Here is a 15,590-nt window from a genome sequence, read left to right on the forward strand (position 1 = left end):
GGCGCCCCCACATGCTAGAGCAAATTTTGTGACAATGTCGGTTGCCGCCTCGCCAAGGAAAAGCGTGAGAGCGAAAAAAAGCGCCGCAAGCGGCGCTCTTCCATGCTACGACGTGTGTCCCGGATCGCGTTAGAAGCGATGACGGATACCCGTGGTAACGATGCCCTGGTTCTTGCTCGACGAGAAGTTGCTGTCGCTCTGGTAGCCAACCTGCGTGATGCCCACCGCGTTCTGGCCGGCGCCCCACATGCCGACGCCTTCGAGATAGACGTCGGTGCGTTTCGAGAGCGCGTAGTCGGCTTGCAGCGCGAACTGATGCCAGTGCGCCGAATTGCTGCCGTTCGCGTCGAGCATCGAGCCGTTCGCGTTCGTGTACGTGTACATCGCGCCGATGCCGAGGACCGGCGTCAGGTTGTAGTGGAGATTGCCTTCGAGGTTGTTGAAGCGCACCGAGCCGCCGGCCGCGCCGTCGAGACGCGACTGCGTGAACACGACGCCACCGATCATCGGACCGTAGGCATAGCTTGCACCCAAGCCCCAATTGCGTTGCAGGTCGCTCCCGCCCATTGCTGCACCGAACGTGCTGGCGAGGGGCGAGCCCTGCACCGAGCCGCCGGCGTTCCCGTCCACGCCGTTGATCTGCGTGTAGGCCGCACCGAGGCGCAGGCCAGCGTACTCGTAGCTCATACCGGCGCTGTACGCGCGGTTGCTCGCGAAACCGCCGGCCTGGTTCGAGAACGAATAGAGACCGCCGAACTGGAAGCCGGAGAGATTCGGGCTCGCGTACTTGATCGAATTGTTGAGCGAGAACGTGCCGTTGAAGTCGTCGTTATCGAGCAGGTGAGCCGTATAGGTGCCACCCCAACTGCCGACGGCCGTCATCGGGCCAACGTAGTCGATCATCGAGTCGAACTGGCGACCGAGCGTGAGCGTACCGGAGTCCTTCTGCGTCAGGCCGACGAACGACTGACGATTGAACAGCCCGCCGTTCTGCTGGCCGTTCATGACGTCGAAACCGCTTTCGAGCGTGAAGACCGCCTTCAGGCCGCCGCCAAGATCTTCGGCACCGCTCAGCCCCCAACGGGTGGCCTGAAGGTTGCCGCTCGTTGCCGCGAAATTGTTGTGACCGTTGACGTTGGTCGTATAGGTCATGCCGGCATCGACGATGCCGTACAGCGTCACGCTGCTTTGTGCATACGACGCCGACGCGAATGCTGCGGCTACGGCCGCGAAAACCAGTTTCTTCTTCATATGCTTCCTTTAATGCTGAGCCCTTGGGCAAAACTGGATGTCGGCACCGGCGTTCGTGCCGGCATTGCCTCATCCCTGCCGCGCCAGGACGGCGCTACCTTGATTTGCATCCCGAAGTTTAGGGGGATGCCTCCCTCGCCAGGCGTTGCGCATAGAGGCAAAAGCGTTTTTGAATAAATCAAATGCCCTGCAGCCAATCCGTGACTCGCTTGGCGCATAACGCTCCCGGGCTATCTCGTTTTTATCCATCGGAGCAACGCGCTGCCGTATCCCATTAAAGCGTTGCCTCAAGCCAACACGACTGTTTCGGAACGAGCCGCCGATTCAGACGAGTCCCATTCCTCGGCCACATCGCCTGTCGGTACTATCTGGCTCGAATAGCGCAGGCGTCTTGCGCAATCTCTTCGCACCCTTGCCTCTCCGCGCGCAGCCTGGCGCCGCGCGCATCAGAGTTCTCCATTCGATGTCGCTCCGGCCCAAGTCGATGAATCAACTCCAGGCGATGCGCGTGTTCTTGAGCGTCGCCGAATGCGGCTCGTTTGGCCGCGCCGCCGCCGGCCTCAATCTCTCGAACGCGGTGGTCACGCGCTATGTCGCGCTGCTCGAAACCCATCTGGACACGCGTCTTGTCAATCGCAACACGCGCAGCGTGTCGCTGACGGAGGCGGGTGTGGCGTATGCGGAAGCTTGCAGGCAGGTGATCGACGACCTGGAGCGCGTCGAAGCGCAAATTGCGCACGGCGTATCCGTACCGTCCGGGACCTTGCGCATCGTGGCGCACGCATCGTTCTCGCTGAATCGCCTCACGCCGCTCCTGCAGCGCTTTCTCGAAACCCACCCGAAGGTGCGCGTGAGCCTCACGCTGTTGCACCGGCCCGTCGATCTGATCGAGGAGGGATTCGACGCCGGCATCGTCGTGCCGCGCCAGGTGAGCGGCGGTACGCTGATCCGGCGTCCGCTCGTGACGATCGCGCCGATCGCGGTGGCCGCGCCCGCCTATCTCGCGCGGCGCGGTGTCCCGCGGTGCCCAGCCGAACTCGCGCAGCACACGCTGCTTGCGCCCTCCGCGGACATCCACGGCAACGATTGGCAGTTCGAAACGCCGGAGGGCACCTGCGAAGTGATCCAGGTCGAGCCCACCTACGCGGTCAACGACGCAGTCATGCAACGCCATGCCGTACTGGCGGGCATGGGCATTGCCATCCTTTCCTCGGATCAGGTGGAAGCCGACCTCGCGAGCGGCGCCGTGGTGCGCGTCTTTGCCGGTTACGAAATTCGCGATGCCGACAAGGAACTCTCGCTCGTCTACCCCGGCCGCCGTCATGTCCCGGCAAAGACACGCTCGTTCGTCGACTTCACCGTCGACTGGTTCCGCGGCCAGCCCGCCTCGGCCGCGCCCGCCGCCCAAGATTCCCGGCATTTCCCGTAACAATCAATTGATCGTTTTTGCCTCGATCTTTTTCGGGATAGTGACTACGCTAACCATTGCGAGAAGTGACTCTTCACCGAAGGGTCTCCAACTTTGAACGCGGCTTCGGCCGCGTTTTTTTTGCCCCTTGGCGTCGCTCTTCGTCGCCGCCGACGGCCATCCCCGGCAAACCGGCCGTTCAGGTCAGCAAAGCGGCTTGCTTCTCGATATCGTCCAGCATGGCGCGGCAGGTGCGAACCAGCGCGAGTCCCTCTTCGCGCAGTTGCGCCGGCCTGTGGGTATCCATGTGGCGACGGTAGGTCTCGAGGAGCGCGAGCAGCGCCGGATAGTGAAGCACGCCCACCGCACCGGCAAGGCGATGATGCCATTCGCGCATGCGCGCAATTTCAACCTGTTCGAGCAGCGGCGACAGCGCGTCCAGATCGTCGCGCACTGCCGAAACGAACGACCCCAGCAGCGCCTTGACGGTCGCCTCGCTGCCCCATACCTGAATCATGCGCGTCAGATCGAGCGGTCCGGAATCGCGCGTGCCGGCAGACGCAACGGCCGCCGGGTTGGCGCGCGGCGTGACCGCGGCGCTTTCGTCCAGCAGGCGGTGCGCCCCCCCGGCGCCGAACCAGCCTGCAAGGCGCTCGCGCAGCGTCTCCAACCGCGTCGGCTTGACAAGGCAGTCGTCCATGCCCGCGGCGTGGCACAACTGGAGGTTTTCCGGCGCCGTGTTCGCCGTGATGGCAAGAATCGGCAGACGGTGGCCGTCGCTCCGCTCGCGCTCGATCTCCCGTACCCGCCGCGCCAGATCGTAGCCAGATACATTCGGCATATGGCAATCGGTAATCAGGCAGCCATAGCGGTTCTCCTTCATCGCCGCGAGCGCCTCGGCGCCGTCGTTGACGACATCGCAGGCAAAGCCGAGCAGCGCCAGTTGATGGCGAATCAACTCCTGATTCACGGGATGATCTTCCGCAACGAGTATCAGTCGGCCCGCCGCATGCTCCCTTTCGCGCTCGGGCGCGGCGAGGGCCGCTTCGGCGCCGCTCGCAGGATGCGCAGGGACAGCCGGCAGTCCCGCCAGCGCCACCGCGCAGGCAGCGCTCAGCCCGCGCCACGAGAGCGGGTTCACGCTCACGCGCACGCCGTTCTCCGCGATACGGTAGCCAGTGGGCTTCGGCTTGCCGGTCAGGCGGATGACGGGCGCGCCAAGCCTGGGCAAATCGGATACGTACGAGTCGGAGGCAAGAACCAGATCGATCGAGTCCACGAACGAAGCCAGGCTCCGTGCCGGAAATTCGCCGCGCACGTCGCCTGGCAGGCACGTCATGCGCATGCCTAGCGACGTGCCGAAGTGAGTCAGCGCAACCGCCACGCGCGCATCGTCGCAAAGGACCAGCGCGCGCTTGCCGAGCAGTCCGTTCGCATGCGCCGACCGTGCTTCGATCGGCAGCTCGATCTGCAGCGTGAGTGCCGTCCCGCGCCCCGGTTCGCTTTCCAGATCGAGCGCGCCGCCCATGAGCGCCGCCAGCCGGCGGCAGATGGTCAGACCGAGCCCCGTACCGCCGAAGCGGCGCGTCGTCGACGACTCCGCCTGCGTGAACGGCTCGAACAATTTCGCCTGGGCATCCTGAGCAATGCCGATGCCCGTATCAGCAACCACCATCACCAGACGCTGGCATGCCGGCGACGAGGCCGCCGCGCCGACGGGCTGCACGGCCGATACGCTCACGCTCACCTCGCCCGCCGGCGTGAACTTGATCGCATTGCTCAGCAGGTTAAAGAGGATCTGGCGCAACCTCACGCTGTCGCCGCGCAGCCTCGCGGCCACCTCGGAGCCGACGTCCACGCGCATCGTCAGGCCCTTCTCGTGCGCACGCTGCGCCAGCAGGCCGACCGCGTTGTCGACGAGCGCGCGCACCTCGAACGGCTCGCTGACGATAACGAGCCGCCCAGCCTGGATCTTCGAATAATCGAGCAGATCGTCGAGTATCTGAAGCAGCGCCCCTGCCGACTCATGCACCATGTCGATCATCCGAGTCTGGTCGGCGTCGAGCGGCGTGCGCTCGAGCACCTCCACGAGGCCAAGCACGCCGTTCATCGGCGTGCGGATCTCGTGGCTCATCATCGCGAGGAAATCGTCCTTCGCGCGCGATCCCGCCTCGGCGAGATCGCGTGCGCGCGCGATGGTTTGCTCGACGCGGCGGCGGCGGCGCACCTCGCGCTGAAGCAGAACGTAGGCGCGCAGCGTGACCAGCAGCACCACCCCGAAGGCGATCACGAATGGCAACAGCCGCAGCGCGTTGACGCTCCAGCGCTGGGTATGGCCCGCGGCGCCCGTCGTCCAGCGGTTGCGGATCTGCTGGCGCTCGTCAGGCGGCATCGCCGCGAGCGAGCGGTCGATGAGCGCCGCGAGCGGCGCCAGGTCGCGGCGCACGGCGAAGCCCACAGCATCGTCGACGGCGAGCGTGCCGAGCACCTTGAGCGATCCGGCGTACTGACGGCTGAGCGGCACGTCGAGCGCCGCCGCATTGCCGATCGCCACGTCCGCCTGGTCGTGAGCCACCATCCAGAGCGCGGCTTCGACGCTTGCCGCGCGCAGGGTGCTCACGGCGGGCGGGTCGGCGGCGAGTTGGGCGAGACCGGGGGTGTGCGGCGCGAACACGATGCGACGCCCCGAGAAGTCGTCTACACCGCGTGCCATCGGCTCGTCGCGACGGCCCACGAGCACGAGCGGATAACGCTCCAGCGGTTGCGTCGACACCGCGTTTGCGCCGGCGACTTCGTCATGCAAGGAAGTCGCGAGCAACGCGAGGTCGCCGTGGCGAAACGGCTCGGCGGCGCGCACCCAGATGGAGACCGGCACGCGCTCGAACACCACGCCGAGCGTGCTGCGCAGGTAGTCGAGATAGTCATTCGCAATGCCTTCCGGGCGCTGCGCGCCGCCGATGAAGCTGAACGGCGGCCAGTCGGCGTCGACACCGACTTTCAACGGCGGCAGCGCGCGCAGCCACGCGCGCTCGGCACGGGTAAGCGTGAACGTGGGCGCTGCGGGCATCGGTCCGGCCGCGCCGTCGAGCCAGCGCGCGCGTACGCCGCTCGCGGCGGCGGGACGCACGCTGGCCAGCGCCATGTTCAGCCGGTCGCGCAGAGCGCCCTTCGAAGCGGGTACGGCGAAGCGCAGATCGCGCAGACGCAGGCGCTCCGTGCAGGCAATGCGCAGCATCCGGAAAGCGTCGAGTGAAAGCCGGTAGCGCACGACCGGAGCGAAGCCCGCATAGACGTCCGCCGTGCCTGTGGCGACGGCCCGCAGCGCCTCATCCGTGCTGCCATAGGAACGAATGTCGGCGAGCGGAAAACGTTCGCGCAGGACCGGCTCCAGCGCATACCCTCGCTCGACCGCGAGACGCGCGTGACCGAGTTGCCGCGCCGCCGTGACAACCCCCTCGTTGCCCTCATGCGTGACGAAGACGGTCGAGCCGCTCAGATACGGCGCCGTGAACGCGAGACACCGCTCTCGCAGCGGCGAGCGCGCAAGACTCATGATCACGTCGACCTCGCCGGCGCAGGCCCCGGCAAGCAAGGCAGGCATGTCGTGATAAATACGCGGTTCGAGCGTCACGCGGGCGCCGACGGCAAGACGCAGATAGTCGGCGCTGAAGCCGGTGAGCGTGCCGCCGTCGAGCACGTCGAGCGGCGGCCAGCCGCCGGCAACGACGCCGACGATCAGCTTCGAGGGAAATGACGGCGTCTCGCCCGCCATGGAGACGGCAGGCGGCGCACTCGCCTCGCCGGCCGAAGCACCCGCCCGCGCGGCGCCAGGCGCGAGCGCCACCGCGAGCATCAGCGCAGCGAAGACCAGGAACGCGCGACGCGAGTACACAGCCGCCAGAGCGTAGCCGGACATGCGCGCGAGCGCTTTCATCTGCGCGGTGTGGGTCAGGCTTCTGCGTCACCGGGTTGCCGCGCCGCCGCACGCCGTATCCGCGCGTAACGATGGCACAGCCCCGCGCCGATCGCTCCCGCCATCGGCGCGGCCCAGAAGAGCCAGAGCTGGTCGAGCGCCCAGTCGCCGACGAACAACGCCGGGCCGCTCGAGCGCGCCGGATTGATGCCGCCGTTGCTGACGGGAATGCCGATGAGATAGATCACCGTGAGCGCGATACCCAGCGCCACGGGCGCCGATCTGCGCCGCTCGGGCGAAGCCGACATGAGCAGGTGCATCGAGACGAACATGAACGTCAGAACGCACTCCACCATGAGCACCGCGCCGAACGCGTAGTCGCAGGGCGAATGTTCGTCGTAGCCGTTGGCGCCGAACTCCGAAACGGAAAGCGCAAACCCCGGCCGCCCGCCGGCGACCCATGCGAGCAAAGCCGCGCCGGCGATCGCACCGGCTGTCTGTGCCGCGATGTAGGGCGCCAGGTCGCGCACGGGAAAACGCCGCGCGACGGTGTAGCCTACAGTGACAGCGGGATTGAAATGGGCACCGGCCCCATGGCCTGCGGCGAAACTGGCAACCGCAAGCGCCAGCCCGAATGACGCCGCCATCTCGAATATGCTCCAGCCCTGAGCAGGCATACTGGCATTGAGCGCCACACTCGAGCAGCCCGCGAATACGAGCCACGCCGTCCCGGCGCCTTCCACCGCCAACCGCATACCGAGCTTCATCGTTCCGTCTCCGCTTCACGCGCCGCCCCGGCCGGCAGGAATCGCGCTGCTCGCGTGACGACGTACGACAATTCACTCACTGAGTCTGGAATTATCGTGAGCGCCTGTCCGTCATCGGATAGGACAAGTCTTAAAAGACACGAGGAGACAACGGATCGATGAGTGCAACGATCTTGGCTTATGCCGGTGCGCCGACCAGCTCCGCAAAGCGCAGCAGATCGACGTTACCGCCCGACACGACGATCCCCACACGCTTGCCGCGTACGTCAAGTTTCTGCGCAAACACCGCTGCCGCCGCGAGACAGCCCGTCGGCTCGACGACGATCTTCATGCGGCTCGCGAAAAACTTCATCGTCTCGACAAGTTCGGCATCGCTCACCGTGACGATCTCGGCCACGCGCTCGCGGATCACTGCGAAGGTGTACTGACCGAGATGCTGCGTCTGCGCGCCATCGGCGAGCGTCTTCGGCGTGTCGATATGGACGATCGAGCCGCTCTGCAGGCTGCGCTGGCCGTCGTTGCCGGCCTCGGGCTCCACGCCGATCACCGTGCAGGCGGGCGCCAGCGCGTGCGCCGCCGTCGCGCAGCCCGACAGCAGGCCGCCGCCGCCGAGCGGCACGAACAGCATGTCGAGCGCGCCCGCCTCTTCGAAGAGTTCCTTCGCGGCCGTGCCCTGGCCAGCCATCACGTGCGGATGGTCGTACGGCGGAATCAGCGTGAGGCCGCGCTCCGCCGCGAGCCGCTTGCCGAGCGCCTCGCGGTCCTCGGTGTAGCGGTCGTAAAAAATGACTTCGCCGCCGTAGCCGCGCGTCGCTTCGACCTTGATGGCGGGCGCGTCGTTCGGCATCACGATCACGGCCTTCACGCCAAGCAGCTTCGCCGACAGCGCGATCGCCTGCGCATGGTTGCCCGACGAGAACGTGATGACGCCGCCCGCCTTCTGCTCGGGCGTGAACTGCGCGATGGCGTTGTAGGCGCCGCGAAACTTGAACGCGCCCATGCGCTGGAAACTTTCGCACTTGAAGAAGAGCTCCGCGCCGACGCGCTCGTTGGCCGTGCGCGAGGTCAGCACCGGCGTGCGGTGCGCAATGCCGCGAATGCGCTCGTGCGCGGCGGCGACGTCTTCGAAGGAAATCGGCAAGGTGCTCATGATCGGTCTTCCGTGGGCAAATAGGTGTAGACGGTCGAACGGGCGACGCCCAGTGTACGCGCCACCTCGGCGTGAGCGTGGCGCAGGTTGAGAAGGCCGCTTTCGGCCAGTTCGCGCACGGCTGCGCGGCGCTGCGCCAGCGTCATGCCGATGGGCGTGGTGTTGCGCGCCGCGGCGAAGCGCTCGAGCGCGGCGCGCACGTCGTCGCCCGTGCGCGGCCAGAGCGTTTCGGGCACGGGCGCGGCGGCGTCGGTGCGCATCAATTGCCCGAGACCCGCCGTGACCGCGCCGAGCAGGGACACGTCCATGTTCAGGCAGAGCGCGGCGACGTACTCGCCAGCGCTGTTCTTCAGGCCGATCGACGTGCTCTTGACCGGACGGCCGTCGGGAAACGCATTCGGATAGTTGGGCACGACCTCGGGAAAGCCGGGGTTGGTGATGCGCGCGAGCCCCATCTCGGTGACGGCATCGCCGACCTGACGGCCCGAGAGATTGTTCGCGATCGCCACGACCGAATGCTCCGGCCTCGTGAGGTCATGCAGCACGACCTCGACAAGCGGCGCGAGCGTCTGGCCAAGCGCCTCGACGATCTTGCGGCCCTCGCGCAGGAGGAGCGCGTTTTCGCTTGCGTGCGGATCTGTGTGTTTCGATTTCGTCATGAATGACATTTTGACTATTTACGACAAAATGTCAATTTCGGGACGACGTGTGCTGCGAAGAGGTGTGCGGAAAACCCGTTCCCGGCGGATGGATATGAAAAAGAAAAGCCCCAGATTCCACACTGCGCAGGCGTGCCTGCAAGCGCGAATCCGGGGCCGGGAGTCTGTTGCCGGAAGGCCTGGCCCGGCTGCTTCCCTTCAGAACGGAATATCGTCGTCCATTTCGTCGAAGCCGCCGCCAGCCGGCGCGCTCGGACGGCCGCCACCACCGCCGCCGCTCGGGCGCGAAGCGCCGCCGCCCGAAGCGCGGCCGCCGCCGCGCGGCTGTTCGGCCGGCTGGCGGCTATAGCCGCCGTCGTCGCCCATGTCGCCGCCCATCGAGGCGCCGCCGCTGCGGCCGCCCAGCATCTGCATCTGGTCCGCGACGATTTCGGTCGAATAGCGGTCCGTGCCGTCCTGCGCCTGCCATTTGCGCGTGCGGATGCGGCCCTCGATGTACACCGACGAGCCCTTCTTGAGGTACTCCGAGACGATCTCGGCGAGGCGCCCGAAGAACGACACGCGGTGCCACTCGGTCATTTCCTTGAATTCGCCCGAGGCCTTGTCCTTGTACCGGTCGGTCGTAGCGAGACGGATGTTCGCCACGGCATCGCCGCTCGGCAGATAGCGCACTTCCGGATCGGCGCCGAGATTGCCGACGAGAATGACCTTGTTCACGGATGCCATGAATTTCTCCTGTTGATTCCGTTGCGAGAAGCGGCCGCGCGGCGCGCGTGCGGGCAACCGCCATCGCCGCGTGCAGGCCGCCTCCGCAAAAACTGTTCGACCGATGTCAGGCGCGTTTGACCGGCGCCTTCATATTGGCCGCGATTATAAGCCAGCACAACACGAGCCCAGAGCACGTGTAGAACACGGCGCTCGCCCCGTCGTGCTTGAGGAGCCACCCGCCCACCACGCCGCCGAGCGCAAGACCGATCGACTGCGTGGTGTTGTAGACGCCCGTGGCCGCGCCCTTGCGCGCGCCCGGCGCAAGCTTCGAGACGAGCGACGGCTGCGACGCCTCCAGAATATTGAACCCGAGGAAGTACACGAACAGCACGGCTGCCACAACCATAATGGTATGCGTCAGCGAGCCGAGCAACAGTTGGCCGATCAGGATAAGCCCAATGGCCGAGAGCAGCACGGCCTTCATCTTGCCCCGTTTTTCAGCCGCAATGATGGCCGGAACCATGAGCACGAACGAGAGGCCCATCACCGGCAGATAGATCTTCCAGTGCGAGGCGACCGGCAGCCCCGCATCCACCAGCAGGCGCGGCACGACGAGAAAGAGCGCCGTCTGCGTGGCGTGCAGCACGAGCACGCCGAAGTTCAGGCGCAGCAGCTCCACGTTGTGCAGCACCTCGGCGAACGGTGCGCGCACGTGCACGGGCTTCGGCGCATTGGGCACCACCCACAGCACCACGCCCACCGCGAGGATCGAGAACACGCCGACGAGCGCGAAGAGCCCGCTCATGCCCACCCACTGATACACGATCGGCGCGCCCACGATCGCCACGGCGAACGACATGCCGATCGAGCCGCCCACCATCGCCATGGCCTTGGTGCGGTGCTCCTCGGCCGTGAGGTCGGCGATGAACGCGAGCACGGCGGAGGAAATCGCGCCCATGCCCTGGATCACCCGGCCGACGATGATCCATGCGATGTCGTGCGCGCCGGCCGCCACGAAGCTGCCGACGGCGAAGATCACGAGGCCGGCGACGATCACGGGCTTGCGGCCCAGCTTGTCGGAAAGCCAGCCGTAGAAGATGTACAGGAGCGACTGCGTGACGCCGTACGCACCGAGCGCAATGCCGACGAGCAGCACGTTGTCGCCGCCGGGGATCGTTTTCGCGTAGACCGAAAACACCGGCATGATCATGAAGAGGCCCAGCATGCGCAGCGCGAAGATCGAGGCGAGCGACAGGGTTGCGCGCCGTTCGGGCGCGCTCATGCGGGTAGAGGTGGCGGACGGATTGGACATCGGGGAACGTGTTCTGATTGGGCCGTCGCTGCCCGCGCGTGCTGGTGCGGCGCCGCCGCATTGCGCAGCGCGCCCACGGCCGCGCGACGCTCCCGAAACCTCCGCGGTTGCCCCTTCGGTTGTCGCTTCGAAGGCCCGCGAAGACCGTCGGCAAGCCGTAACGGCGGTCTGGAAAAGTCGTTATAGTAGCAGGTTTAGCCTCCCCTTCTCCCGCAGGTTCATGGAACAAATCCGTATCCGTGGGGCCCGAACCCACAACCTGAAGAACGTCAATCTGGACCTGCCGCGCCACCAGCTCGTGGTGATCACCGGGCTTTCGGGCTCGGGCAAGTCGTCGCTGGCGTTCGACACCCTTTATGCGGAAGGCCAGCGGCGCTACGTGGAGAGCCTCTCTGCCTACGCCCGCCAGTTCCTGCAATTGATGGAAAAGCCCGACGTCGACCTGATCGAGGGTCTGTCGCCGGCCATTTCCATCGAGCAGAAAGCGACTTCGCACAATCCGCGCTCCACGGTCGGCACGGTCACGGAAATCCACGACTACCTGCGTCTGCTCTATGCGCGCGTGGGCACGCCGTACTGCCCCGATCACGAGATTCCGCTGGAGGCGCAAAGCGTCTCGCAGATGGTGGACGCCGCGCTCTCCTTGCCCGAGGAAACCCGGCTCATGATCCTCGCGCCCGTGGTCGTGGACCGCAAGGGCGAGCACGCCGAACTCTTCGACGACATGCAGGCCCAGGGCTTCGTGCGCTTTCGCGTACGCTCGGGCGGCGGCACGGCCAACGAAGGCGAGGCGAAGATCTACGAGGTGGAGTCGCTGCCGAAGCTCAAGAAGAGCGAGCGCCACACGATCGACGTGGTGGTGGACCGGCTGAAGGTGCGGCCCGACATGAAGCAGCGCCTCGCCGAATCGTTCGAGACGGCGCTGCGCCTCGCCGAAGGCCGCGCGATCGCGCTCGAAATGGACACGGACAAGGAGCACCTGTTCAGCTCGAAGTTCGCCTGCCCGATCTGCTCGTACTCGATTCCCGAGCTGGAGCCGCGCCTCTTCTCGTTCAACAACCCGATGGGCGCCTGCCCCGAGTGCGACGGCCTCGGCCAGATCACGTTCTTCGACCCGAAGCGCGTCGTGGCGCACCCCTCGCTCTCGCTCGCGGCAGGCGCCGTGAAGGGCTGGGACCGGCGCAACCAGTTCTACTTCCAGATGCTGCAGAGCCTTGCGGCGTTCTACGACTTCGATATCGACACGGCGTTCGAAGACCTGCCCGAGAAGGTGCGCAAGATCCTGCTCTACGGCTCGGGCAAGCAAGAAATCCCGTTCTCGTACATCAACGAGCGCGGGCGCACCTCGGTGCGCGAGCACGTATTCGAAGGCATCATCCCGAACCTCGAACGCCGCTACCGCGAAACCGACTCCGTGGCCGTGCGCGAAGAGCTCGCAAAGTACCAGAACAATCAGCCCTGCCCGCATTGCGAGGGCACGCGCCTGCGCCGGGAAGCGCGTTTCGTCCGTATTGGTTCAAATGCGGGCTCGAACGAGGATGCACGCGCCATCTATGAAGTGAGCGGCTGGCCGTTGCGCGACGCGCTCGGCTACTTCCAGACGCTGCGGCTCGAAGGCGCGAAGCGCGAGATCGCCGACAAGGTCGTCAAGGAGATCGTCGCGCGCCTCATGTTCCTCAACAACGTGGGCCTCGACTATCTGTCGCTCGAACGCAGCGCCGAAACGCTCTCGGGCGGCGAGGCGCAGCGCATCCGCCTCGCCTCGCAGATCGGCTCGGGCCTCACCGGCGTGATGTACGTCCTCGACGAACCGTCGATCGGCCTTCACCAGCGCGACAACGACCGCCTCATCGCCACGCTCAAGCACCTGCGCGACCTCGGCAACTCGGTGATCGTCGTCGAGCACGACGAGGACATGATCCGCATGGCCGACTACGTCGTCGACATGGGGCCGGGCGCGGGCGAGCACGGCGGGATGGTGATTGCGCAAGGCACGCCGGGAGAGGTGGAGCACGACCCGGCTTCGATGACGGGCCAGTACCTGAGCGGCACGCGCCGCATCGAGTACCCCGACGAGCGCAAGGAGGCCGACGAGCGGCGCCTGCGCATCGTGGAAGCCTACGGCAACAACCTCAAGCGCGTGACGCTCGACCTGCCGGTGGGCTTGCTCACCTGCGTGACGGGCGTTTCGGGCTCGGGCAAGTCCACGCTCATCAACGACACGCTCTACCACGCGGTCTCGCAGCATCTGTACGGTTCGTCGGCGGAACCGGCGCCGTTCGAGGCGATCGAGGGCATGGAGCACTTCGACAAGGTGATCAACGTCGACCAGTCGCCGATCGGCCGCACGCCGCGCTCGAACCCGGCCACCTACACGGGCCTCTTCACGCCGATCCGCGAACTGTTCGCGGGCGTGCCGGCGGCCAAGGAGCGCGGCTACGAGTCGGGCCGCTTCTCGTTCAACGTGAAGGGCGGCCGCTGCGAAAGCTGCCAGGGCGACGGCGTGCTGAAGGTGGAAATGCACTTCCTGCCCGACGTCTACGTGCCCTGCGACGTCTGCCACGGCAAGCGCTACAACCGCGAGACGCTGGAGATCCTGTACAAGGGCAGGAACATCAGCGAAGTGCTCGACATGACGGTCGAGGCCGCCTACGAGTTCTTCAAGGCGGTGCCGGTGGTGGCCCGCAAGCTCAAGACGCTGCTGGACGTGGGCCTCGGTTACATCCGGCTCGGCCAGTCGGCCACCACGCTCTCGGGCGGCGAGGCGCAGCGCGTGAAGCTCTCGCTGGAACTTTCCAAGCGCGACACCGGCCGCACGCTGTATATACTCGACGAGCCGACCACGGGCCTGCACTTCCACGACATCGCCCTGCTGCTGGAGGTGATCCACCGGCTCCGCGACCAGGGCAACACGGTGGTGATCATCGAGCATAATCTCGATGTCATCAAAACCGCCGACTGGGTCGTGGACATGGGCCCCGAGGGCGGCGCGGGCGGCGGCCAGATCGTCGCCCAGGGCACGCCCGAGCAGGTGGCGAAGTCGAAAGCGAGCTTCACGGGCCGCTATCTGGCGCCGCTCCTCAAGCGCCAGGCGGACGCGGCAACGGCATCGGCCGGCCGGTAGCACGACAACGGGGTCGCCCGGGGGAAACGCGCAGGAAAGCGCGCGCGGGCAGCAAGAACGAAGCAGTAGATCGACGGGAAAACCGCGCGACAGGGAAACCGCGCGTTTCCCATGGATCGGCAAACGGGTACACCGAATTTATGGTCAAGCGCAACGAAGCCACCGACGACAAACCGGTGCGCGACCTCAGGCCGCGTCCGGTCAGGCTGACGAGCGACATGAGCCTGCCGAAGCTCTCCGCCGTGGAGACAGGCAGCTACATCGCGGCCGTTGTCGGCATGTGGGCAGTCCTGCAACTGAACCTGCTCGGCGCACTGCTCGCGGGTGCGCTCGTGTTCCAGCTCGTCCATACGATCTCGCCGCTCATCGAACGGCGCATGTCGAGCCACCGGGCTCGCTGGGCAGCCGTGGTGCTGCTGTCGATCGTGATCGTGGGCACGTTGACGGGCCTTATCGTCGGCGTTATCGAGCACTTCGAGGACGACGTGCCGAGCGTGCAGAAAGTCATGGGCCAGATGATGGCCTTCGTCGACCAGGCGCGCGGCCGCATACCCGAGGCCGTCGCCGCCTACCTGCCCGTGGACGTGGACCAGATGAAGGTCAAAGCGTTCTCGCTCATGCACGAGCATGCCAACCAGATCCAGCAGGGCGGCAAGAACGCGGCGCGCATCTTCGGGCGTATCGTGATCGGCATGATCATCGGCGCCATCATCGCCATCGGCGCGCAGAAGAATGCGCAGCGCCTGCCGCTCTCCACGGCGTTCGTCACGCGCGTCGCCCGCTTCTCCGACGCGTTTCGCCGCATCGTCTTCGCGCAGGTGAAGATTTCGGCCATCAACACCGTGTTCACCGCCCTCTTCCTGCTGCTAGCGCTGCCGATCTTCCACGCGCCGCTGCCGCTCGCGAAGATGCTGGTCGTGGTGACCTTCGTGGTGGGTCTTTTGCCGGTGATCGGCAACCTGATCTCGAACACGCTGATCGTTGCCATCGCGCTGACCGTGAGCCTGCCCGCCGCCGTCACCGCGCTCGTGTTCCTGATCGTGATCCACAAGCTCGAATACTTCCTGAACGCGCGCATCGTCGGTGGGCAAATCGAGGCGCGCACGTGGGAGCTGCTCGTCGCGATGCTCGTGATGGAAGCGGCGTTCGGCATCCAGGGCGTGATCGCCGCGCCCATCTTCTACGCGTATATCAAGCGCGAACTGATCTATCTGCGGCTGGTTTAGCGGCACGCGCAACAAAAAACCGGCTCCCTTGCAGGTTAGCCGGCTTTTTTTACGCCTGTGCGCGCCGCAAAA

Annotated in this window: 10 protein-coding genes; 3 read left to right on the forward strand and 7 right to left on the reverse strand. The window is 66.0% G+C overall.

Annotated elements, in window-relative coordinates; translation table 11 throughout:
• Positions 1 to 129: 129 nt before the first annotated feature.
• Complete coding sequence (locus WJ542_RS01360; protein WP_411187166.1) at positions 130 to 1,251, reverse strand: porin; 1,122 nt, start codon at positions 1,249 to 1,251, stop codon at positions 130 to 132.
• A gap of 484 nt (positions 1,252 to 1,735) precedes the next feature.
• Between WJ542_RS01360 and WJ542_RS01365 the strand changes: the two genes are divergently transcribed.
• Entirely contained in the window at positions 1,736 to 2,680 is a 945-nt protein-coding gene (locus WJ542_RS01365; RefSeq protein ID WP_411187168.1) for a LysR family transcriptional regulator, read from the forward strand.
• 178 nt (positions 2,681 to 2,858) lie between these two features.
• Here WJ542_RS01365 and WJ542_RS01370 read toward each other — a convergent pair whose 3' ends face one another.
• From WJ542_RS01370 to WJ542_RS01395, 6 genes are all read right to left on the reverse strand, one after another.
• A complete protein-coding gene (locus WJ542_RS01370) occupies positions 2,859 to 6,575 on the reverse strand; it encodes an ATP-binding protein (protein WP_411187170.1) in 3,717 nt (1,238 codons plus the stop codon).
• A 32-nt stretch (positions 6,576 to 6,607) separates the two neighbouring features.
• Positions 6,608 to 7,339, reverse strand: coding sequence for an aquaporin (locus WJ542_RS01375; protein WP_411187172.1), 732 nt, complete (start codon positions 7,337 to 7,339; stop codon positions 6,608 to 6,610).
• Between the two features lie 178 nt (positions 7,340 to 7,517).
• Positions 7,518 to 8,489, reverse strand: a complete 972-nt coding sequence (locus WJ542_RS01380; RefSeq protein WP_411187174.1) for a threo-3-hydroxy-L-aspartate ammonia-lyase — start codon at positions 8,487 to 8,489, stop codon at positions 7,518 to 7,520.
• Complete coding sequence (locus WJ542_RS01385; RefSeq protein WP_411187176.1) at positions 8,486 to 9,148, reverse strand: helix-turn-helix transcriptional regulator; 663 nt, start codon at positions 9,146 to 9,148, stop codon at positions 8,486 to 8,488. The genes WJ542_RS01380 and WJ542_RS01385 overlap by 4 nt, the downstream gene beginning before the upstream one ends.
• Positions 9,149 to 9,346: 198 nt before the next feature.
• Complete coding sequence (locus tag WJ542_RS01390; RefSeq protein WP_411187178.1) at positions 9,347 to 9,874, reverse strand: single-stranded DNA-binding protein; 528 nt, start codon at positions 9,872 to 9,874, stop codon at positions 9,347 to 9,349.
• Positions 9,875 to 9,980: 106 nt separating this feature from the next.
• Positions 9,981 to 11,138 (reverse strand): MFS transporter, encoded by a 1,158-nt coding sequence (locus WJ542_RS01395; protein ID WP_411190449.1) that lies wholly within the window; start codon positions 11,136 to 11,138, stop codon positions 9,981 to 9,983.
• Between the two features lie 250 nt (positions 11,139 to 11,388).
• Here WJ542_RS01395 and uvrA point away from each other — a divergent pair, with 250 nt between their 5' ends.
• Together uvrA and WJ542_RS01405 are read left to right on the forward strand one after the other, a co-directional pair.
• Positions 11,389 to 14,292, forward strand: coding sequence for an excinuclease ABC subunit UvrA (gene uvrA / locus WJ542_RS01400; protein ID WP_411187180.1), 2,904 nt, complete (start codon positions 11,389 to 11,391; stop codon positions 14,290 to 14,292).
• Between the two features lie 140 nt (positions 14,293 to 14,432).
• On the forward strand, positions 14,433 to 15,518 hold the full coding sequence (locus tag WJ542_RS01405; RefSeq protein WP_411187182.1) for an AI-2E family transporter: 1,086 nt from the start codon (positions 14,433 to 14,435) through the stop codon (positions 15,516 to 15,518).
• Positions 15,519 to 15,590: the final 72 nt, after the last annotated feature.

Source organism: Paraburkholderia yinzeri (assembly GCF_046581065.1).
GTDB lineage: Bacteria > Pseudomonadota > Gammaproteobacteria > Burkholderiales > Burkholderiaceae > Paraburkholderia.

Excerpts from the sequence above, each read along its gene's own strand:
- WJ542_RS01370 (WP_411187170.1), bottom strand. The coding sequence starts at position 6,575 with ATGTCCGGCTACGCTCTGGCGGCTGTGTACTCGCGTCGCGCGTTCCTG.
- WJ542_RS01380 (WP_411187174.1), bottom strand. The coding sequence starts at position 8,489 with ATGAGCACCTTGCCGATTTCCTTCGAAGACGTCGCCGCCGCGCACGAG.
- WJ542_RS01385 (WP_411187176.1), bottom strand. The coding sequence starts at position 9,148 with ATGACGAAATCGAAACACACAGATCCGCACGCAAGCGAAAACGCGCTC.
- WJ542_RS01390 (WP_411187178.1), bottom strand. The coding sequence starts at position 9,874 with ATGGCATCCGTGAACAAGGTCATTCTCGTCGGCAATCTCGGCGCCGAT.
- WJ542_RS01375 (WP_411187172.1), bottom strand. The coding sequence starts at position 7,339 with ATGAAGCTCGGTATGCGGTTGGCGGTGGAAGGCGCCGGGACGGCGTGG.
- uvrA (WP_411187180.1), top strand. The coding sequence starts at position 11,389 with ATGGAACAAATCCGTATCCGTGGGGCCCGAACCCACAACCTGAAGAAC.
- WJ542_RS01360 (WP_411187166.1), bottom strand. The coding sequence starts at position 1,251 with ATGAAGAAGAAACTGGTTTTCGCGGCCGTAGCCGCAGCATTCGCGTCG.
- WJ542_RS01365 (WP_411187168.1), top strand. The coding sequence starts at position 1,736 with ATGAATCAACTCCAGGCGATGCGCGTGTTCTTGAGCGTCGCCGAATGC.
- WJ542_RS01395 (WP_411190449.1), bottom strand. The coding sequence starts at position 11,138 with ATGAGCGCGCCCGAACGGCGCGCAACCCTGTCGCTCGCCTCGATCTTC.
- WJ542_RS01405 (WP_411187182.1), top strand. The coding sequence starts at position 14,433 with ATGGTCAAGCGCAACGAAGCCACCGACGACAAACCGGTGCGCGACCTC.